We start from the raw sequence: 19,797 nt of genomic DNA on the forward strand, positions 1-19,797 counted from the left end.
TCTCAGTGCGCCAGGGCGCGGTCGCGGGTAGTCTGCCCGATCGCGGTGTGCGCGTCGAGAAGGGCACGCAGTGCGGGTTGCTCGGCCGCGAGTACCAGGTAGGCCTCGACCGGGGTGGTGCCGTCGATCTCGCCCAGCTCCACTTTGACGCGCAGATGGTTGTCCCAGCGGTTCGCCAGCGCCTGGAGCAGGCCCTCGACGCCACCGAAGAGGCGATCCAGTCCCGGCAGATCGGCGAAGAGGTGCGGATCGTTCGGGTCGATCTGCGCCCTGGCGAGAACGGTGTGCACGATGTCGGTGCGTTGATGCAGCTCGGTCCAGGTCATGAACTTCACCTTCCGTGAGCGGGTGTGGCCAACGCTACGGAGCGCGACGCGGGGATTCGTCGTGCCGGGGACGCGACTTCTTCTCCTACCCAGGTAGGACGTGCGGACCGCTCGCGGGACGATGTCGCGCGCCGCCACGGCGGCTAGCCTGACAGGATGGAGGTGATCGACACCGCCGCGGCACGGCGGCCGAGGCTGACGGCCCGGCTGCGCGCGGTGGCGCACCGGTTCACCGAATCCGTGCGAACGCGGCTCGCGTCGTTGCCCTACGACTACCCGCCCGCCCTCATCGTGACGGCGGACGTGGCGCTGTTCGTGGCTACCGCCGCCGCGTTCGTTCAGCGTCACGAGTACTTCCCGACTGTGCTGCCGCTGCTCGCCCTGTTCGCGGCCTTCCTGCCGATTCCGCTGTACGCGCTGTTCGATCTGGACCCCTATCCGGTGCTGCTCAAGTCCAGCGGACTGCTGGCCTGCGCGCTGTTCCTGTTGCAACCCGTCCCCAACGACTTCGCCCCGTTCGTGCTGGTCGTGGTCGCGGGCAAGGTGGCCGCGGTGACCACCCGAGGTATGACGCTCGGCTTCACCCTGCTCGCGATCGCGGAACTGATCGCCTTCGATCTGGCCGGACACCTGGAGTGGGGTGGGGAACGGCTCGAGGGCCTGCCGATGTACGTGCTCGGCATCGTGCTCGGCACCTTCGTCGGGATGATGCTGCAGTACCAGCGGCGGTTTCTGTACCAGGAACGGGAGAACCAGGCCATCCGCGCCGGACAGGCCGCCGACGAGGAACGGCGCCGGATCGCGCGCGAAGTCCACGACGTGATCGCGCATTCGCTCTCGATCACCCTGCTGCACCTCACCGCGGCCCGGCGCGCGCTGCAGACCGACGAGGACGTCACCGAGGCGGTGGAGGCCCTCGTCGACGCGGAACGGCTCGGTCGCCAGGCCATGGCCGACATCCGCCGCACCGTCGGCATGCTCGATGCCGACCCCTCCCGGCCGAAGCCGGAACCCGGTGCCGCCGATCTCGATGAACTCGTCGGCGATTTCCGGCGCGCGGGCCTCACCGTCGACTTCCGGCGCACGGGCGAGTTGTCGGTGGTCACCGGCGCCGTCGGACACGCGCTGTACCGCATCGGGCAGGAATCGCTGGCCAACGTGGCCAAGCACGCTCCCGGTGCCGAGGCGACCGTCCGCCTGGACGTTACGGCGGAACTGGCCGCCCTCGAGGTGCGCAACGCCCTGCCCGTCGGCCCACCACCGCACCTCGGCGCCGGGATGGGCCTGCGCGGCATGCGCAAGCGCACCGAACTGCTCGGCGGAACCATCCGGGCCGGGCTCGACGACGACAACTGGACCGTGCACGCCCAGTTTCCGCTGAAATCAGGTGCCTGCGGACCGCTCACCGCCATGCTGCCCGGGTTGCTCCGGCCGAGAAACCAGGAGGACCAGTGACGGCCGCCGCGCCGATCGAGAATCCCGTCTCCGTCCTCGTCGTCGACGACCAGGAACTGGTGCGCGGTGGACTGCGCCGCATCCTGCGCCGCCGCGACGGGTTCGTCGTCAGCGAATGCGGCGACGGCGACGAGGTCGCCGCCGCCGTCGCCGCCGATCGGCCCGACGTGGTGCTGATGGATCTGCGGATGAAGCGGGTCGGCGGCATCGATGCGACCCGTTTGCTGCGCGCGCGATCCGACGCGCCGCCGGTCCTCGTCCTCACTACCTTCGACGACGACCAGCTGCTCTCCGGTGCCCTGCGCGCGGGCGCGGCGGGCTTCCTGCTCAAGGACTCACCCGCCGAAGACCTCATCCGGGCGGTCCGTACCGTCGCGGCAGGCGGCGCGTGGCTCGACCCGTCGGTCACCGGCCGGGTGCTCACCGCCTACCGAACCGTGAAACCCGTCGGCACCCGCGCCGATCGCCGCCTCGGCGACCTCACCGCCCGCGAGTACGAGGTGCTCGAACTGATCGGACGCGGCCGGGTCAACAGCGAGATCGCCACCGAACTCGGCATCTCCGAAGTCACTGTGAAAAGCCATGTCGGACACATATTCGGCAAACTCGACCTGCGCGATCGCGCCGCCGCCATCGTGTTCGCGTTTGACCACGGCGTAGTGACACCGGGAGAATCGGCGTTCTGAGACGCGGGTCCCACGGCCCGCAAGACGTGGGAGGCGGACGCCGGTGCAGGCACCTGGGTCACGGACGGGGAGCAGATTCGGCCCGTACGAGTTGCGGTCGATGCTGGGCAAAGGCGGCATGGGCGAGGTCTACGAGGCCTACGACACCGGCAAGGACCGCGTGGTCGCCCTGAAGTTGCTGGCCGCCGAACTCGCCCAGGACCCCGCCTACCAGGTCCGTTTCCGGCGTGAATCCCAGGCCGCGGCGAAACTGGCCGAACCGCACGTCATCCCGATCCACGACTGGGGTGTCATCGACGGGGTGCTGTTCATCGACATGCGGCTGGTGCCCGGCACCGATCTGCGGACCGTGCTGCGCGCCGGGGGGCCGCTGCACCCGGAACGCGCCGTCGCCGTCGTCGAGCAGATCGCCGCCGCACTCGACGCCGCGCACGCGGGCGGACTCGTGCACCGCGACGTGAAGCCCGCCAATATCCTCGTCACCCCGGCCGACTTCGCCTACCTCGCCGACTTCGGCATCGCCCACACCGAGGGCGACAGCGCGCTCACCCAGGCCGGGATGGCCATGGGTTCCTACATCTACATGGCGCCCGAACGGTTCGACGCCGCCGCCGTCTCGCACCGCGCCGACATCTACTCACTGGCCTGCGTGCTGCACGAATGCCTCACCGGCGCATCCCCTTTCCCGGCGGCGAGCATGAGCGTGCTCATCCGCTCCCACCTGACCGAGGAACCGCCGCGACCGAGCACGACGATCGCCGGGTTGCCCACGGCGTTCGACGAGGTCATCGCCGTCGGCATGGCCAAGGACCCGGCCGAGCGCTACCCGAGTGCCGGTGCGTTGGCACTGGCCGCCAGGCAGGCGCTGGCGAGCGCACCTGGCGCCGCTCCGGTCGTCGGCCGAGGACCGGTGGATGCGCCCGGTCACGGCGTGCCCGCCGCGGCGGGCTTCGGCAATGCCGCGGGGGGAATCATCGGTGGCGCCGCCTCGGCTGGTGTGGTCGGCGCACGACCGGGCCCTGGCCGCGGTCCGAGCGGACGCGAGAACGAGGCCGAGGAACCGTCCAAGCCCACTCCAACCGGCGAGTTCCGGGTGATCGGTGCGGTGACCGCCACCGGCGGCATCGAGACCTCGCGCAGCCAGACCTCCGCGACCGGCGCCCAGCCGACACTCATCATCCGCCCGCCCGAGGCGCGCGCCGAAACCGCGGGCTTCCACCGGGTGCCTGTCGAAGGCAGCGGCGAGGTGTCGATTCCCGCCGTCATCCAACCCACCGGCCCCACCGAGATCCACCCCGCCGACACCTATTTCGCCCCGCTGCCCGCCGACGACGCGACCCCCGATCCGGTCGCGCCCGCGCCGCCCCCGGCCTACACTCCGGACCAGGGCCTCCCACGCACGCGCCCGTTCCCCGACGCCCACCTCTACGGCGACAACCAGCCGGGCGAAACCTCCTCGCCCGTACCGCAACCCGGTCCCGGAATGGGCTCGCATCCCAGTCGACCGGGCGAGACGTCGTCGCCTGTTCCGCAGCCTGGTGCCGCGATAGGTTCGCGTCCCGGTGGTCCCGCGTACGGCGGTCGGCCCGGCGAGACCTCCTCGCCTGTCCCGCGACCCGGTGCCGCGACGGGTTCGCATCCTGGCGGGCCCGCGTTCGATGCGAGACGTCCCGGCGAAACGTCCTCGCCTGTCCCGCGATTCGGCACCGGCAACGGCAGCTCCGAGCGTGGCCCGCTGGTTCCGCCGCGCAGTGCGCCGACTCAGCGCTACTCGGGTGAGTTCCCGATGCCGGGTGGTCAGCCGCCCGCCGATCCCACCGTGCGCCGGAACCCGGATGACCGCCCGGCTCCGCCCGCACGATTGGTTTCCCCGCCGGTCCCGGGCGGTACCGGCCCGAACCCGCTCCCGGGCAGCGACCTTCCCCGACGCGATCCCGGTTTCGGCCCTCCCCCAGGGGCTTTCGGTGCCGACGACGGCCAGGAGTCTCGGACGGGACAGCCTTTCGGGCCCGGTGAGGCCGGAGGCGACAACAGTCCCGCAGCTGCTACCCGGAAGTTCGACGCGGATCGATTCGGCCCTGCCACCGGGCAATTCGACGACGACCCGCGATTCCCGGCCGGACCCCGCACCCCGCCGCAGCCGGGGGCGAGCAACCCCTTCGGTCCGTATGCGGCGGAGGCGAGTTCGGCGCACGGTGCCGACCAGTTCTCGGCCGACGACTCGGCTTCCGGTTCGTCGCGTCCGGATGCCTTCGGTCCGCCGACCGAGCAGTACGACCAACGATCCGCCGCCGCTTTCGCCGACGATCAGCGCGACGATCGATCCGCCGACCGCCGAAACCCGGTCGGCGGCAACCCGTATGCCCCGCCCACCGAAGTGTTCGGCCCGGAGCAGCGACGTTCGGCGCCCACCGAGCACTACGCGCGCAACGATCAGTTCAGCCCGCCCACCGAACAATTCGATCCGGCCGACATCGGTGATCAGCGGTCCGCGCCGACCCGCCACTACCCGGACCCCCAGCGCTCCGCACCCACCGAGCACCACTCCGGCGGCCCGGATCCGCAGCGTGCGCGACCGACCGAGCACTACGGCTTCGACGACCCGGATCCGCAGCGTGCGCGACCGACCGAGCACTATGGCTTCGACGACCCGGACCCGCAGCGTTCCCAGCCGACTCACCACTACCGTGGTGGCGCGGCGCCCTTCGGTGCCCACAACGCTGTCGACCAGCCGTACCCCGAGCAGGCCGCCTACTCCCAGTACGACGACCAGCACGCCTACGGCGACCACGCCTACCGCGACGACGAGGGCCCCTACGGTCCCGAACCGGCCTACGCCCCGGAACCGGCCTGGTCCCACCAGGACTCGAACCGCCGATCCATGTTGCTGCCGATCCTCGTGGGCGTGCTCGCCGTGATCGTCGTCGCCATCGGCGGCGCGATCGGCTGGCGGCTGATGTCGGCCACCGACTCCAGCGACACCGCCGGTGCGCCCTCGACGTCGCTGGTGCCCGCCGGGGCGACCGGTACCACCGCGCCACGGGCGACCACCGCCGCACCGACCACCTCGGCCGGTCCGGTCACCCTGCCCGCAGGCGCCGAGCCGTGTGAATCCGGTTCGGGCAGCGGCAATTTCAGTAAGGCGGCAATCGGCAACAGCGTGACCAGCTGCCCGTTCGCGCAGGCCGTGCGGCAGGCTTACGCGGGAGGTGGCAGCGCGAGTGGACCGCGCGAGGTGGTGGCGACGAGTCCGGTGACCGGGCGCACCTACACGATGACGTGCACGCCCGCGGGCAAACTCGTCACCTGCACCGGCGGCGACAACGCGGTCGTCTACGTCTACTGACGCACCGCACCATCGTTACCTGCACACGCAGGTATGCGAATCGTTGCATACTGTCGGTATGGCTGATGACGACCAGTGGTACTACTGCCTCAAGCATCACAAGGCCGAGCAGGGCAAGTCCTGCTGGTACGGCGACCGGATGGGTCCGTACCCGGACCAGGCGACGGCCGAGCGGGCGCTCGAGATCGCGCGTGCGCGCAACAAGGCCGCCGACGACGAAGACGACTAGACCAGGCCGGTTCACCACCCGTTCCGGCGACGACGAGCGCACTCGTCACCGACTGATCGGCACCTGATGAGCAGAGTCACCGCACGACGCAAGACCGTCCGGCTGTCACCGGCGGGACGGGTCGAGCGCCCCGACACCCTCGTGGTCGAGGAGCCGCTCGAGATCAGGGTCGACGGCCAGTCGCTGTCGGTCACGATGCGGACGCCGGGCAACGACATCGACCTGGTGCACGGCTTCCTGCTCGGCGAGAACATCATCGGCGCCGCCGACGACATCGTCAGCGCCCGCTACTGCGCGGGCACCGACAGTGAGGGGCGCAACACCTACAACGTGCTCGACGTGCGCCTGCGCGCCCCCGTCCCGCTGCATCCGCGCAATCTCGTCACGACCGGCGGCTGCGGTCTGTGCGGCAAGAGCGCCCTCGACGACGTGCGCACCCACACCCGCTTCCCACTGACACCCGGTGTGCCCACCGTCGCCACCGAGGCGCTCACGCGCATGCCCGCGCGCCTACGCGAGGGGCAGAAGCTGTTCGACGCCACCGGTGGCCTGCACGCGGCGGGCCTGTTCACCGCCGACGGTGCCCTGCTAGCCCTGCGCGAGGACATCGGCAGGCACAACGCCGTCGACAAGGTGGTCGGCTGGGCGGTGCGCGAGAACCGGATCCCCGCGCACGACCTGGTGCTGGTGGTGAGCAGCAGGGCCTCGTTCGAGCTGGTTCAGAAGGCTGTGATGGCGGGCATCCCGGTGCTGGCCGCGGTGTCGGCCCCCAGCGCGCTCGCCGTCGACCTGGCCACGGAGTCCGCGGCGACCTTGCTCGGCTTCGTCCGTGGCGAATCGATGAACGTCTACTCCGGTGAAAACCGTGTGACCTGACGGTTTACCGACGAAGTGGGCGTTGAGCCATACTGCCCAGTACGGTGTCGGGCACGGCTACCCAGCACCGAAAGCCCGGGGGAGTTCACAAACGAAGATGCTTCACATTATGACGAACAACCGACGCCGTCCGGTTCGGGCGGCGCTGTCCGCACTGCTGGGCGTTGCCGTTCTGGTCACCGCGGGGTGTGGTTCCGACAGCAGTCCCGCCGCACCACAGGTCACCACCCGCGGCCCGGCCACCTTGCCGGGCGGTCCGGTGACAGCCGAGGTCTCGGTCGCGGTACCAGGCAGCCTCGCCGCCGACTTCGCCGACCTGCAACGCGGTCTGCGTGGCAGCGTGGGGATGGCGATCATGCCGGTGGCCGGGACGAAGATGGTCACCTTCGGTGACTGGACGACCGGTCCGGCCTGGTCGACGATCAAAGTGCCGCTCGCCATCGCTGTCTCGCGCCGCAGCAGCGCCTACAACTCGTCGGTGAACGCCGCGATCACCGCCTCCGACAACGCCGCCGCCGACGCACTGTGGTCGACCTTCGGCGACAACGCCGACGCCGCCGCGGCCGTGGAGGGAGTCCTGCGCGAGGGCGGCGACGCCACGACGACCGTGCCGACCGTGCGAACCCGCTCGGACGCCTCCATCTACGGACAGGCCGAGTGGGCGCTGGCCGACCAGGTGCGATTCGCCGCCCAACTGCCGTGCCTGCCGCAGAGCGAGCGGGTGGTCGGGTTGATGCAGCAGATCGTCGTCAGTCACCGCTGGGGGCTCGGGGCGTTCACCAGTGCCGAGTTCAAGGGTGGGTGGGGGCCCGACACCGCCGGGAAATACCTGGTCCGCCAGTTCGGGATGATCGATTCGCCCTCGGGCCGGATCGCGGTGGCCTTTGCCGCCAAACCGGATTCGGGCGCCTTCGCCGACGGTATGACCATGCTCGACAAGATGGCGACCCTGCTTTCGGGACACCTCGACGAGCTCGCCGGAGGTCACTGCCCCTGATCCGTTCCGGTGCGGCAAGATGAACGCCATGCGCATCGGAGTCTTGACCGGAGGCGGAGACTGTCCAGGGCTGAACGCGGTGATCCGGGCGGTGGTCCGGACCGCGAACGGCCGCTACGGCGACGCGATCGTCGGGTTCCAGGACGGTTGGCGCGGCCTACTCGAGGACCGCAGGATCCGCATCCACAACGACGACCGCACCGACCGGCTGCTCACCAAGGGCGGCACCATGCTCGGTACCGCCCGCACCAATCCCGACGTGCTGCGCGCCGGGTTGCCCCGCATCAAGCAGACCCTCGACGACAACGGCATCGAGGCCCTGATCCCGATCGGCGGCGAAGGCACCCTCACCGCGGCCAGCTGGCTGGCCGAGGAGGGTGTACCGGTCGTCGGCGTGCCCAAGACCATCGACAACGACATCGACTGCACCGACGTCACCTTCGGTCACGACACGGCGCTGTCGATCGCCACCGAGGCGATCGACCGCCTGCACACCACGGCCGAATCGCATCAGCGGGTGATGCTCGTCGAGGTGATGGGGCGGCACGCGGGCTGGATCGCGTTGAACTCCGGCATCGCCGCGGGCGCGCACCTGACCCTGGTGCCCGAGGAGCCCTTCGACGTGGCGCAGGTGTGCGCGATGATCAAATCCCGCTTCCAGCGCGGGGAGAAGAGTTTCATCTGTGTCGTCGCCGAAGGTGCCCACCCCGCACCGGATTCGGGATTCACGCTGCGCGAAGGCGGGATCGACGAATTCGGGCACGAACGGTTCACCGGCGTGGCCCAGCAGTTGGGGTCCGAGATCGAGCGCCGCATCGGCAAAGAGGTCCGCACGACGGTGCTCGGCCACGTCCAGCGCGGCGGCAGTCCGACACCCTACGACCGGATCCTGGCGACCCGGTTCGGTGTGCACGCGGCCGAGGCGGTACACGCCGGACATTTCGGGATGATGGTCGCCCTGCACGGGACAACCATCGGTCTCGTCCCGCTGTCGGAGGCGACCAAGCAGCTCAAACGGGTTCCGGCCGAACGGCTCAGCGAGGCGCAGGCCTTCTTCGGCTGAGCCGGGCCCGGCGAGGCGTTGCGTCGGCTTGTCGGTGGGCGTCGGTACCGTGGTGCCATGCGCACCGGTCGAGTCGTCGTTTCGGTTCTTGCGGTCCTCGCCTTCCTGCTCGGGGGATGTTCCGCGTCCACCGAGGATTCGGGCGAGTCCACCGTGCGGGGCAGCTGGAACGGTGCCATCGAGATTCCCGGTCAACCGATCCCGATCGGGGTGAGCTTCGCCGACAACGGCTCGGCCACCCTCGACATTCCCATCCAGGGAGTACGCGAGGCGCCGCTGAAAGACGTTGTGACCGAGCCGGATCGGATCGAGTTCGCGCTGCCGGACGCACCGGGTGATCCCCGGTTCCACGGCAAGCTCGACGGGGACCGGATCACCGGCGAATGGTCGCAGTCGGGACAGTCGGCGCCACTCACGCTGCGGCGCGGCAAGATCGAGAACGTCGCCCGTCCGCAGGACCCGAAACCACCGTTCCCGTACCGAAGCGAGGACGTCACCTATCGCAGCGGCGACATCACGATCGCGGGCACGCTGACCGAACCCGAAGGGACCGGGCCGTTCCCGGCGGTGCTGATGATCACCGGCAGCGGCCCACAGGATCGCAACGAGGAACTGCTCGGACACCGCCCCTTCCTGCTGCTGGCCGACACCCTCACCCGCGCGGGCTACGCCGTGCTGCGCACCGACGACCGAGGTGTCGGCGGTACCGGCGGCAAGCTCGACGACGCCACCTACGACACCCTCGCCGCCGATGCCGCCACGGGTATCGCCTTCCTGCGCGAACGGCCCGAGATCGACGACGCGAAGGTCGGCCTGTTCGGCCACAGCGAGGGCGGTTACCTCGCGCCGCTGGTCGCGGCCCGGCCCGGCAGCGATATCGCGTTCGCGATCCTGATGGCCGGTCCGTCGGTGCCAGGGGCCGACGTGCTCATCGAACAGAACAAGATCATCATGGCCGCCTCCGGCGCACCACAGGACAAGATCGACCAGCAGGTCGACTACCTCACGAAATGGACCGCGATGCTGCGCGCCGGTGACATCGAGGGCGCCAAGATGTACTCCCAGCAGCACAACGAGTCCCTACCCCAGGGCGAGCGCGCGCCGAAGGAAGCGGTCGACTCGTTCAACACCCCGTACATGACCTCGTTCATGACCTTCGACCCGCAACCGTCGCTGCGCGCCTTGCGTGTGCCGGTGCTCGCCTTCTTCGGTGGTAAGGACCTGCAGGTTCCACCGGCCCAGAGCGGGGGGCCCATGCGCGACGCGCTCGCAGGCGCGCCGGACCCGACCGTGCACACCTTCCCCGGCCTCAACCACCTGATGCAGCCCACCGAAACCGGCAACCCCAGCGAATACTCGAGCATCGAGACCACCATCGATCCGCCCGTTCTCACCTACGTCACCGACTGGCTCACCCGTCGAGTCCCGCCGCGCTAGGACCACCGGCCGCCGCCGTGAGCGGCTTACCTAGACTGCTAGGCATGAGCGCACCCACGGTCGAGTTGATGGATTACGCCGATGTCATCTCCCGGTACGAGCCGGTGCTCGGCATGGAGGTCCACGTCGAGTTGTCCACGGCGACCAAGATGTTCTGCGGTTGCCCCACCGAGTTCGGCGCCGAACCCAACACCCAGGTGTGCCCGGTGTGCCTCGGGCTCCCCGGCTCGCTGCCGGTCGTGAACGAGAAGGCCGTCGAGTCGGCCATCCGCATCGGCCTGGCGCTGAACTGTTCGATCACCCCGTGGGGCCGGTTCGCGCGCAAGAACTACTTCTACCCGGATCAGCCGAAGAACTACCAGATCAGCCAGTACGACGAGCCGATCGCCACCGATGGCTTCCTCGACGTGGTGCTCGACGACGGCAGCACCTTCCGCGTCGACATCGAGCGCGCCCACATGGAGGAGGACACCGGCAAATCGCTGCACGTGGGCGGCGCCACCGGCCGCATCCACGGCGCCAGCCACTCGCTGCTCGACTTCAACCGGGCCGGTGTCCCGCTGATCGAGATCGTCACCAAGCCGATCACCGGTGCCGGGGAACGCGCGCCCGAGGTGGCCCGCGCCTACGTCACCGCGCTGCGCGAGGTGCTGCGTTCGCTCGACGTCTCCGACGTGAAGATGGAGCAGGGTTCGCTGCGCTGTGACGCCAATGTGTCGCTGATGCCGGTCGGCGCACAAGAATTCGGTACCCGCACCGAGACCAAGAACGTGAACTCGCTCAAGAGCGTCGAGGTCGCGGTGCGTTACGAGATGCGTCGTCAGGCCGCCGTGCTCACGGCGGGCGGGGAGATCGTGCAGGAGACCCGTCACTTCAACGAGGCCGACGGCTCCACGTCGGCGGGCCGCCGCAAGGAGACCGCCGAGGACTACCGCTACTTCCCTGAGCCCGACCTCGAGCCTGTCGCCCCGGCCGCCGAGTGGATCGAGGAACTGCGCACCACGATTCCCGAGTACCCGTGGCTGGTGCGCGCCCGCATCCAGGCCGACTGGGGCCTGTCCGACGAGGTGATGCGCGACCTGGTGAACGCGGGTGCCCTCGACCTCATCATCGCTACCGTCGAGGCCGGTGCCCCCGCCAACGAGGCCCGCTCCTGGTGGGTCGCCTATCTCACCGAGAAGGCCAAGGAACGCGAGGTCGCCCTGGCGGACCTGCCGATCACCCCCGCCCAGGTGGCGGCGGTCATCGCGCTGGTCGAGGCGAAGACGGTGAACAACAAGGTCGCCAAGCAGGTCGTCGACTTCGTCCTGGCGGGCGAGGGCGAGCCCGCCGAGATCGTGGAGGCCAAGGGCCTCGGCATGGTCAGCGACGACACCGCCTTGCAGGCCGAGGTCGACAAGGCCCTTGCCGCCAACCCCGACATCGCCGACAAGATCCGCGCGGGCAAGGTCCAGGCGGCGGGCAAGATCGTCGGCGACGTCATGAAGGCCACCCGCGGCCAGGCCGACGCCGCCAAGGTCCGCGAACTGGTCCTGGCAGCCTGCGAACCCGCCTCGCCGAGCGAGTAGTCGGACTCGGGCGCTCACTTCACTCCGGTAGGCGACCAGCGGATGTGAAGTGAGCCGTCGAGCCGGTATCCGGGCGGCTAGTCCGGGCCGCCCGCGCCGCCCTGCGGCGGTGGGATGCGCACGACGCGGTCGTCGAATTCGCCGGGGGCGCCGTCGGTCTTGTTGGCGGTGCTCACCCAGACGCTGCCGTCGGAACCGGCCGTGGCGCCGAGCAGTTTGCCGTACTTGTCCTGGGCGATGAGCGTGGGCGCCGTGGTGACCGCGAAGGTGGCCGGGTCGGCGGTGACGGCCGCGAGGGCCTTGCCCTCGGTGAGGGCGACGGCCACACCGTCGCCGGTCGCCACACACCCGCCGACACCGGGACGGTCCGGCCAGGTCCAGGCCACGGTGAGCGTGCCGTCGGGGCCAAGGTGCTGTAGGCGGTCCTCGGCGGCGGTGCGGTCGGTGACCCACATGCCGTCCTTGCCGTCGCGGCACAGGTCACCGGCGGTGCCGACGCCCGAGGCGACCACCTGCGGGGTGTTCGCCCCCGACGACGGCGAGTCCAGGCGCAGCAGTTTGCCGCCGAGCGAACCGGGATCGGCCGCGGCGGCGGGGTTTCCGGCATCGCCGGTGAGCACGAGCAGCTGATTCGGCGTGACCCATTCCAGCGCGCCGCGATTCCCGGTGGCGCCCTTGGGAATTCCGGTGAGGATCTCCTTCGGCGCGCCGTTGCGTGACAGGCGGACCACCCGGTTGTCGCTGCCGGTGGTGATGTAGGCGTACATCAGCCCGTCCTCGGCGAAGGTGGGCGACAGGGTGATGTCGGAGATGCCGCCGTCGCTCGACCCGTCGACGGGCAGCACGGCTACCTCCTCCGGCGGCGGCTGCGGGGTGCTCGCGTCGACCGCCGTCACCGACAGGACGCGACCGGTGCGCCGCTCGGCGACCAGTGCGCCGTCGCCGATCGCGACCAGCCCGGCGGCCGAGTCGAGGCAGGTGGCGATGACATTGGGATCGGGGTCGATACACGGTCCCGTCGGGCGCGGCGCCTGCGAGGGCGAGTCCTGCGGCGGTTTCGGTTCCGCGTTGGCACCACCGATCGACGGCTCGTCGGTGAACGGGCTCGACGCCGACTCGTCGAAACGGGCACACCCGGCAACCAGAATCGTGCCGAGCGCCAATCCGACTGCCACGCGGCCCGCGAATACCGAACTCATGCCGCAGACGTTACCGGCAGTCGAGCGGGCCTGACACGCCTGATGCGGCGAAGGGCGGCGCACCGCGATCCCACGTCCTAAGGTGAGACCGTGACCGACAAGTCGAACGACACTTCCCCCGAAGACGGGACGGCGCGGGCCGGAGAGGCCGCATCGGCGGCGGGTCGGCCGGTGACCAGCCCCTTCGATTCGCCGACCACGCAGATGCGCAAGCCCGACCCCAAGGACGTGCCGCGCACCGACGAGGATCTCGGCCTGGATCCCGGCGACGAGGTCCCCACCGCGAGCAGTGCCGAGGCGGGCGCCGACCGCGACGACTACGGCTACGCCACGATCCCGCCCGCGACGGCCGCGTCGGCGGAATCGGTCCGCCTGCAGCGCCGCAACCGTGAGGCCCGCCGCGGCACCCTCGACCTCGGCTTGTTCGTGCTGCGCCTGGTGGTCGGCTACACCTTCATCTACCACGGTCTGCAGAAGCTGACCGGCTGGTTCCACGGCCCCGGCATCGACGGAACCAAGGCCATGATGGAGAACGGCGGCTGGGACCACCCGTCGCTGTCGACGGCCCTGGTGATCGCCGGTGAACTCGGCGGCGGTGTGCTGCTCGTTCTCGGCCTGGCCACCCCGCTCGCGGCGGGCGCCGTCCTCGCGACCATCGCGAACGCCTGGATGTGGAAGCAGGGGATGATCCCGGGCTTCCAGTACAACGCGGCGACCAAGTCCGGCGTCGAAATCGACACCATCCTCGCCGGTGCCGCCCTCGCGATCATCCTGACCGGGCCGGGTCGCTGGTCGCTCGACCGCACCCGAGGCTGGGCCACGCGCCCCGCCTACGGTTCGTTCGTGGTCGTCCTGCTCGCGATCGCCGCCGCCATCGCCACCTACTGGTTCCTCCACGGCGGCAATCCCCTGAAGGGCATCGGCCCCTTCTGATCCGCTGACCCGTCTCTCCGCGAATTCCAGCCAGACTCAGTGCTGGGTACGCGGTCGGCGGGTGTGGCGTGGGCGAGTCAGCCGGTCCCTGATGAGTTTCCCCTGTGCGCGTTTGGGGACGGTGGCGGCGGTTCGGCCAAGTGGGCGGTCATCGTGGCGTGGATATCGGCCAGGAAGGCCTCGAACCGGCGCAGTTCCTCGGGGGAGTATTTCCCCATCACCGATTCCTCGACCTTCGTTCCCAGCGGGCCGAAGAATTGGTCGGCGAGGTCGTAGACGCGGGGTGTGCTGCGCAGGGTGATGACGCGGCGGTCGTCGTGTTCACGGCTGCGGACGATGTGTCCGGCTTGTTCGAGCCGGTTCAGCAGTGCGGTGGTCGCGCTGTTGGACAACGAGATCCGCTCGCTGAGCCGCGCCGGTGACAGGGTGGCGCCGCGTTCCTCGGCACTGAGGATCTCGATCAGAGCCTCGGCGTCGGTCGAGTGCAGGCCGAGCCAGGCGGCGAAGCGGCGGGTGAATTCACGATAGTTCGCGCCGTAGGCCCGCATGCCCTCGTGGATCCGTTCGTACCGGCCGTGCGTCTCCGACGGGGTCATGGGTTCCTTTCGCATCGGTTGACATCCTATTGCCCGCAATCTACTTTGACCATGGAAATATTCCACCATGGAAATAGGAGGTTGCGATGAGTCGAGAGTCGTCCATCCGCCGATGGGTCGGCTTGATCGCCATCGCCCTCGGCGTGGCGCTGATCGTGGTCGACACCACGATCGTGAACGTGATCATCCCGTCGATCATCGAAGATCTGCGGACGGGTTCCACCGAGGCGCAATGGATTCAGGAGTCCTACGCGATCGTCTTCGCGGCTCTGCTGCTGGTGGTCGGGCGGGTCGCCGACATCGTCGGAGCGCGCCGGGTGTTCGTCGTCGGGGTGGTGGTGTTCGGCGCGACGAGCATCCTCGCCGGGCTCGCCCCCGGCGGCGGACTGCTCGTCGTCGCCCGCTTTCTGCAGGGTGCGGGCGCGGCGATGATCCTGCCCACCTCGTTGGCGCTGCTCAATGCCACCTTCACCGGGAAGGCGCGTGGCCAGGCCTTCGCGGTCTGGGGTTCGACGATCGGTGCGGCCGCCGCGCTCGGCCCGCTGCTCGGGGGTTGGCTGGCCGAGCACGCCTCGTGGCGCTGGGCGTTCGGCATCAACGTGCCGCTGGCCGTGCTGATCGTGATCGGGGTGCTGGCGTGCATCGCGCCGTCGCCGCGGGTGACGGGCCGCCTCGATGTGCTCGGCTCGATCCTGTCGGTGCTCGGTCTCGGACTGCTCGCGTTCGGGCTCGTCGAGGGCCGCACCTACGGGTGGATCGCCACCGTGCACCCGCTGAGCATCGGCGGATTCACCTGGGGCAGTGGGCCTTCGCCCGCGCTGGTCGCCCTCGTGCTGAGCGTGCTGGCGCTCGGCGCGTTCGTCGTCCGGCAGGTGCTGTTGCGCCGCGACGGCGCCGCGGACAAGGCACTGATGGATCTGAGTCTGTTCTCGCTCGCCTCGTTCCGCAACGGCAACATCGCCACGCTCATCATCGGTCTCGGCGAGTTCGGCATCGTCGCCGTGCTGCCGCTGTGGTTGCAGTTCACCCTCGGCTACAGCGCGCTGCAAGCCGGTCTCGCCCTGGTGCCGATCGCCATCGGTAGCTTCATCGCCAGCGGTGCCAGCTTCGGCCTGGCCGGGTCGGCGTCGCCGCTGAACCTGGTGCGGCTCGGTCTCGGGCTAGAGGTGGTCGGGCTGGCCGCGCTCGGTTTCTGCGCCGCCACCGACAGTTCGTGGTGGTCGATCGCGCTGGTGCTGTGCCTTTACGGCGTCGGTGTCGGCTTCGCGACGGCCCAGGTGACCAATGTGGTGCTGGCCGACATCCCCGAAGCCGACAACGGCCAGGCCTCCGGCATCCAGAGCGCCTTCCGTCAGCTGGGTTCCGCCCTCGGCATCGCCCTACTGACCACGGTCTTCTTCACCACCCTGACTGCACAGGTCGACGACGACCTCACCACCGCCGGTATGCCCGCCGCCCAGGCCGAGCAGTACGCCCACGCCGTCACCGGCAGTGCGGGCGCGGCGATCGAAGGCTTCGCCGCCCAACCGGATACACACCAGGTTGCCGACGCGGGCCGTGCCGCGATGACCTCGGGGGTGCATATCGGCGGCTACCTCGCGGCAGGCTTCGTTCTGCTCGGTCTGATCGCGACTGCCTTCATCCCGGCACGCGCCGGTCGCCACGACGAATCGACGCCGAGAGTGCTACCCGCCCACGTGTGATCCCAGCGAATCCCGCCGCCGTACTATCCGGCGGCGGGATTCGCTGTTTCCGCAGAACAGCACCGCTGATTTCACGAGAAGACGCACCGGGGCACCGGCTGAGCCGACAGACGAGCTCGCCGCCGGTCGCATCGATGACCGATAGTGAATCCGGCCGGAATTCTCGGGTAGGCGGCTAGGGCAGCTGGCGGACGGCGCCTTTGTCGGCGGAGGTGGCCAACGCGGCGTACGCGCGCAGTGCGGTGGTGACCGGGCGGTCACGGTTCACCGGCTGCCACGGGCGCTCGGACGCCTCCATCTTCGCGCGGCGTTCGGCGAGCACCTCGTCGGAGACCAGCACCTCGAGGGCGCGGGTGTGCACGTCGATGCGGATGCGGTCACCGTTCTCGATCAGGCCGATGACACCGCCCGAGGCGGCTTCGGGGGAGACGTGACCGATCGACAGGCCCGAGGTGCCGCCGGAGAAACGACCATCGGTGATCAGCGCGCACACCTTGCCCAGGCCCAGGCCCTTGAGGAACGAGGTGGGGTGCAGCATCTCCTGCATACCCGGACCGCCCGCGGGGCCCTCGTAACGGACGACGACCACGTCGCCGGGCTGGATCTTCTTGCCGAGGATCATCGACACCGCCTCCTCCTGCGACTCGACCACCACGGCCGGGCCCTCGAAGGTGAACAGTTCCTCGTCGATGCCCGCGGTCTTGAGTATCGCGCCGTCGGGGGCGATGTTGCCGCGCAGCACACACAGCCCGCCTTCGACGGTGTAGGCGTGCTCGATGTCGCGGATGCAGCCACCGGCGGCGTCGGTGTCGAGCGAGGACCAGCGGTTGCTCGTGGAGAACGGCTCCACCGTGCGCACTCCGCCCGGGGCGGCATGGAACAGTTCGACGGCTTCCTCGGAGGCCTTGCCGGAGCGGATGTCCCAGGTGTCGAGGAACTCTTCGTAGCTCGCGGTGTGGACGGTGGTCACGTCCATCTCGAGCAGCCCGCCACGCCGCAGCTCACCGAGGATGGCCGGGATGCCACCGGCGCGGTGCACGTCTTCCATGTGGTAATCGGAATTCGGTGACACCTTCGACAGGCACGGCACGCGGCGGCTGATCTCGTCGATGGTCTGCAGATCGAAGTCGATCTCGCCCTCCTGGGCGGCGGCCAGGGTGTGCAGCACGGTGTTGGTCGACCCGCCCATGGCCACGTCCAGGGCCATCGCGTTGCGGAAGGCCTTGGCGTTGGCGACGTTTCGAGGCAGCACCGAGGCGTCCTCGTCCTGGTACCAGCGCTTGGCGATGTCGACGATGACGGTGCCGGCGCGCTCGAACAGCGCGCGCCGGGCGGCGTGGGTGGCGAGGGTGGAACCGTTGCCGGGCAGCGCGAGTCCGAGCGCTTCGGTGAGGCAGTTCATCGAGTTCGCGGTGAACATGCCCGAACAGGAACCGCAGGTCGGGCAGGCGGAGCGCTCGACCTCGTCGAGTCCTTCGTCGGACACCGCCTGGCTCGCGCTCGCCGAGATCGCGCTCACCAGGTCGAGCGGCGCGTGCGCCACACCGTCGACGACCACGGCCTTACCGGCCTCCATCGGCCCACCGGAGACGAACACGGCGGGGATGTTGAGGCGCATCGCGGCATTGAGCATGCCGGGAGTGATCTTGTCGCAGTTGGAGATACACACCAGCGCGTCGGCGGTGTGCGCGTTGGCCATGTACTCGACCGAGTCGGCGATGATCTCGCGCGAGGGCAGCGAGTAGAGCATGCCGCCGTGACCCATGGCGATACCGTCGTCGACGGCGATGGTGTGGAATTCGCGCGGCACACCACCGGCGGCGCGGACCGCCTCGGCGACGATGTCGCCCATGTTCTTCAGGTGTACGTGGCCGGGCACGAACTGGGTGTAGGAGTTCGCGATCGCGATGATCGGCTTGCCGAAATCGGAGTCGGTCATGCCGGTGGCGCGCCAGAGCGAACGGGCGCCCGCGGCACTGCGGCCGATGGTGGTTGTGCGTGAACGAAGCGGTGGCATGGGAGTCCTCGTCAAATGTCGCTGGGTGCGCTCGCGGCGGCCGCGCAGGGGGCTGACCTGCGCGGCACAGAGCGCGGGCGCGGTGCGTCCGGCAACCCTGCACGTTACTCCGGCGGGCGGTGGTCGCGTCGCGCCGGTCGTCGGTGCAGGGATGGTGGACCGGGCTCGAGGCGGGAGTGTCGCTCCGGAGGGTGTCGCCGCGGTGGTGCCGTCGACGCGAGGGTGCCCGGTGTCGTCAGCTTAGGCGGTGCAACGTCGCACGGCATCGTGTGGATTCCCACAGTGCGTCGACATCCTGCGGTGCAATGCTCGCCTCGCGCCCCGATTGCCGATGTCGCGCCGGTGTTCAGCCCTCGACGCGCCTCGGCCATGGCTTCGTGCCGGGCTACTTCGGCGCCGGTCCTCGTGCCCGGCTGCCTCGGCGCCGGGGTCACCGCGTGGTGCCAGGCTCCTCGGCCTCGTCCGTCCGATTCTCGGCATCGGCATCGGCATCGGCATCGGCATCGGTGTCGTTGTCGTTGTCGTTGTCGGCCGAGGCTTCGGCTTGTGCCCGCTCGGCCGCTTGACGCTCGGCCTCGGCCGCTTCGGCGGCGGCGAACACATCGGGCAGCCGACCGTCGGACGCCTCGATCAGCTCACGCAACCGGTCGTAGCCCACCGCGGGCAGCGCGACCTCGGAGTCGTCGGCGAGGCGGGCCCGGATGTAGCCACGCTTGGGAATGCTGATGCCCTTGACCTGTGCCCAGTCGAGGTGCTTCGCCGAGACCATCGTCGAAAGGTCGAGCCCCGTGTCGGAAACCGTTGTGTGCGTGCGTGTCACCCACCACACGGCGATCACCGGCGCCAGCAGCAGCCACCACAGCGCGATCGGCCACCCGACGAACGCGAAGAACACGCAGAAGGCCAGGACAAGCACACCGATGTAGGCCAGCCGGGGTACGCCGATCACGTGCACACCGGGTGTCGGGGCGCTCGCCTTGCGCGGGATCAGCAACCAGACGACCACGGCGGTCGGCACGACCAGCCCGATCCGCAGCCCGAGCGACCAGTCCTGCACGGTGCCGACGACGACGAAGATCAGGTACGCCAGTATCACCGCGGCGATGGCCGCGAGCCTGCCGGGACCGGCGGCGCGCAGGCCACCGGGCCGCGCGGGCCGACCCGTCGCGGTCGTCTCGTCGGCGGTGTGGGACGATTTAGCCGGTGGCACGGACTGATGCGGTGATGACACCCCACCATCCTCGCATCTCGGTATACGGACCCACGCAACCACTCGCGTCCCACATAATGGGACACGAAAGGTAGCCTGTTTGACTCATCGGTTCGCACACGCATAACGTCGTAGCCGTGAATCGAAGCGAGCTCG

The 19,797-nt window shown here is 69.6% G+C and carries 15 protein-coding genes and 1 pseudogene; 11 read left to right on the forward strand and 5 right to left on the reverse strand.

From position 1 onward, the window contains the following. Window positions 1-2: 2 nt before the first annotated feature. The gene (locus NC7_RS26270) at window positions 3-326 is read right to left on the reverse strand and encodes a hypothetical protein (protein ID WP_067988112.1); all 324 of its coding nucleotides are present in this window, start codon (window positions 324-326) and stop codon (window positions 3-5) included. Window positions 327-482: 156 nt separating this feature from the next. Here NC7_RS26270 and NC7_RS26275 point away from each other — a divergent pair, with 156 nt between their 5' ends. From NC7_RS26275 to gatB, 9 genes and pseudogenes are all read left to right on the forward strand, one after another. Then, window positions 483-1,781, forward strand: coding sequence for a sensor histidine kinase (locus NC7_RS26275; protein ID WP_084458798.1), 1,299 nt, complete (start codon window positions 483-485; stop codon window positions 1,779-1,781). Further along, window positions 1,778-2,467, forward strand: a complete 690-nt coding sequence (locus NC7_RS26280; RefSeq protein ID WP_067987994.1) for a response regulator — start codon at window positions 1,778-1,780, stop codon at window positions 2,465-2,467. Before NC7_RS26275 ends, NC7_RS26280 begins: the two co-directional genes overlap by 4 nt. Before the next feature lie 100 nt (window positions 2,468-2,567). Then, window positions 2,568-3,404 (forward strand): annotated as a pseudogene (locus NC7_RS30655) (serine/threonine-protein kinase); the annotation flags it as partial. Between the two features lie 2,467 nt (window positions 3,405-5,871). Continuing rightward, on the forward strand, window positions 5,872-6,042 hold the full coding sequence (locus NC7_RS29665) for a hypothetical protein (RefSeq protein ID WP_166655716.1): 171 nt from the start codon (window positions 5,872-5,874) through the stop codon (window positions 6,040-6,042). 66 nt (window positions 6,043-6,108) lie between these two features. Further along, window positions 6,109-6,918, forward strand: coding sequence for a formate dehydrogenase accessory sulfurtransferase FdhD (fdhD, locus tag NC7_RS26290; RefSeq protein ID WP_067988001.1), 810 nt, complete (start codon window positions 6,109-6,111; stop codon window positions 6,916-6,918). 109 nt (window positions 6,919-7,027) lie between these two features. Further along, window positions 7,028-7,915, forward strand: coding sequence for a serine hydrolase (locus tag NC7_RS26295; protein WP_067988005.1), 888 nt, complete (start codon window positions 7,028-7,030; stop codon window positions 7,913-7,915). A gap of 28 nt (window positions 7,916-7,943) precedes the next feature. Beyond that, window positions 7,944-8,978: an ATP-dependent 6-phosphofructokinase gene (locus tag NC7_RS26300; protein ID WP_067988118.1), complete on the forward strand. Its 1,035-nt coding sequence runs from the start codon at window positions 7,944-7,946 to the stop codon at window positions 8,976-8,978. A gap of 57 nt (window positions 8,979-9,035) precedes the next feature. After that, complete coding sequence (locus NC7_RS26305) at window positions 9,036-10,415, forward strand: alpha/beta hydrolase family protein (RefSeq protein WP_067988008.1); 1,380 nt, start codon at window positions 9,036-9,038, stop codon at window positions 10,413-10,415. A gap of 44 nt (window positions 10,416-10,459) precedes the next feature. After that, on the forward strand, window positions 10,460-11,983 hold the full coding sequence (gene gatB / locus NC7_RS26310) for an Asp-tRNA(Asn)/Glu-tRNA(Gln) amidotransferase subunit GatB (protein WP_067988011.1): 1,524 nt from the start codon (window positions 10,460-10,462) through the stop codon (window positions 11,981-11,983). 77 nt (window positions 11,984-12,060) lie between these two features. Here gatB and NC7_RS26315 read toward each other — a convergent pair whose 3' ends face one another. After that, window positions 12,061-13,182: a PQQ-dependent sugar dehydrogenase gene (locus NC7_RS26315; RefSeq protein ID WP_067988013.1), complete on the reverse strand. Its 1,122-nt coding sequence runs from the start codon at window positions 13,180-13,182 to the stop codon at window positions 12,061-12,063. A gap of 90 nt (window positions 13,183-13,272) precedes the next feature. On the opposite strand from NC7_RS26315, the gene NC7_RS26320 reads away from it, so the two are divergent. Then, complete coding sequence (locus tag NC7_RS26320) at window positions 13,273-14,115, forward strand: DoxX family protein (RefSeq protein ID WP_067988016.1); 843 nt, start codon at window positions 13,273-13,275, stop codon at window positions 14,113-14,115. A 77-nt stretch (window positions 14,116-14,192) separates the two neighbouring features. On the opposite strand, the gene NC7_RS26325 is transcribed toward NC7_RS26320, so the two are convergent. Next, window positions 14,193-14,726 carry a MarR family winged helix-turn-helix transcriptional regulator gene (locus NC7_RS26325; RefSeq protein ID WP_236573733.1) on the reverse strand — a complete coding sequence of 178 codons (534 nt, stop codon included), beginning with the start codon at window positions 14,724-14,726 and terminating at the stop codon, window positions 14,193-14,195. 71 nt (window positions 14,727-14,797) lie between these two features. Between NC7_RS26325 and NC7_RS26330 the strand changes: the two genes are divergently transcribed. Beyond that, the gene (locus tag NC7_RS26330) at window positions 14,798-16,414 is read left to right on the forward strand and encodes a DHA2 family efflux MFS transporter permease subunit (RefSeq protein ID WP_067988022.1); all 1,617 of its coding nucleotides are present in this window, start codon (window positions 14,798-14,800) and stop codon (window positions 16,412-16,414) included. Window positions 16,415-16,589: 175 nt separating this feature from the next. On the opposite strand, the gene ilvD is transcribed toward NC7_RS26330, so the two are convergent. Both ilvD and NC7_RS26340 read right to left on the reverse strand, forming a co-directional pair. Further along, window positions 16,590-18,431, reverse strand: a complete 1,842-nt coding sequence (gene ilvD / locus NC7_RS26335) for a dihydroxy-acid dehydratase (protein WP_067988025.1) — start codon at window positions 18,429-18,431, stop codon at window positions 16,590-16,592. A 430-nt stretch (window positions 18,432-18,861) separates the two neighbouring features. Next, a complete protein-coding gene (locus NC7_RS26340; RefSeq protein ID WP_236573734.1) occupies window positions 18,862-19,662 on the reverse strand; it encodes a PH domain-containing protein in 801 nt (266 codons plus the stop codon). Window positions 19,663-19,797: the final 135 nt, after the last annotated feature.

It is taken from the genome of Nocardia caishijiensis NBRC 108228 (genome assembly GCF_001612825.1).
Lineage (GTDB): Bacteria > Actinomycetota > Actinomycetes > Mycobacteriales > Mycobacteriaceae > Nocardia > Nocardia caishijiensis.

Excerpts from the sequence above, each read along its gene's own strand:
- NC7_RS26270 (WP_067988112.1), bottom strand. The coding sequence starts at position 326 with ATGACCTGGACCGAGCTGCATCAACGCACCGACATCGTGCACACCGTT.
- NC7_RS26275 (WP_084458798.1), top strand. The coding sequence starts at position 483 with ATGGAGGTGATCGACACCGCCGCGGCACGGCGGCCGAGGCTGACGGCC.
- NC7_RS29665 (WP_166655716.1), top strand. The coding sequence starts at position 5,872 with ATGGCTGATGACGACCAGTGGTACTACTGCCTCAAGCATCACAAGGCC.
- fdhD (WP_067988001.1), top strand. The coding sequence starts at position 6,109 with ATGAGCAGAGTCACCGCACGACGCAAGACCGTCCGGCTGTCACCGGCG.
- NC7_RS26295 (WP_067988005.1), top strand. The coding sequence starts at position 7,028 with ATGACGAACAACCGACGCCGTCCGGTTCGGGCGGCGCTGTCCGCACTG.
- NC7_RS26300 (WP_067988118.1), top strand. The coding sequence starts at position 7,944 with ATGCGCATCGGAGTCTTGACCGGAGGCGGAGACTGTCCAGGGCTGAAC.
- NC7_RS26305 (WP_067988008.1), top strand. The coding sequence starts at position 9,036 with ATGCGCACCGGTCGAGTCGTCGTTTCGGTTCTTGCGGTCCTCGCCTTC.
- gatB (WP_067988011.1), top strand. The coding sequence starts at position 10,460 with ATGAGCGCACCCACGGTCGAGTTGATGGATTACGCCGATGTCATCTCC.
- NC7_RS26315 (WP_067988013.1), bottom strand. The coding sequence starts at position 13,182 with ATGAGTTCGGTATTCGCGGGCCGCGTGGCAGTCGGATTGGCGCTCGGC.
- NC7_RS26325 (WP_236573733.1), bottom strand. The coding sequence starts at position 14,726 with ATGCGAAAGGAACCCATGACCCCGTCGGAGACGCACGGCCGGTACGAA.
- NC7_RS26330 (WP_067988022.1), top strand. The coding sequence starts at position 14,798 with ATGAGTCGAGAGTCGTCCATCCGCCGATGGGTCGGCTTGATCGCCATC.
- ilvD (WP_067988025.1), bottom strand. The coding sequence starts at position 18,431 with ATGCCACCGCTTCGTTCACGCACAACCACCATCGGCCGCAGTGCCGCG.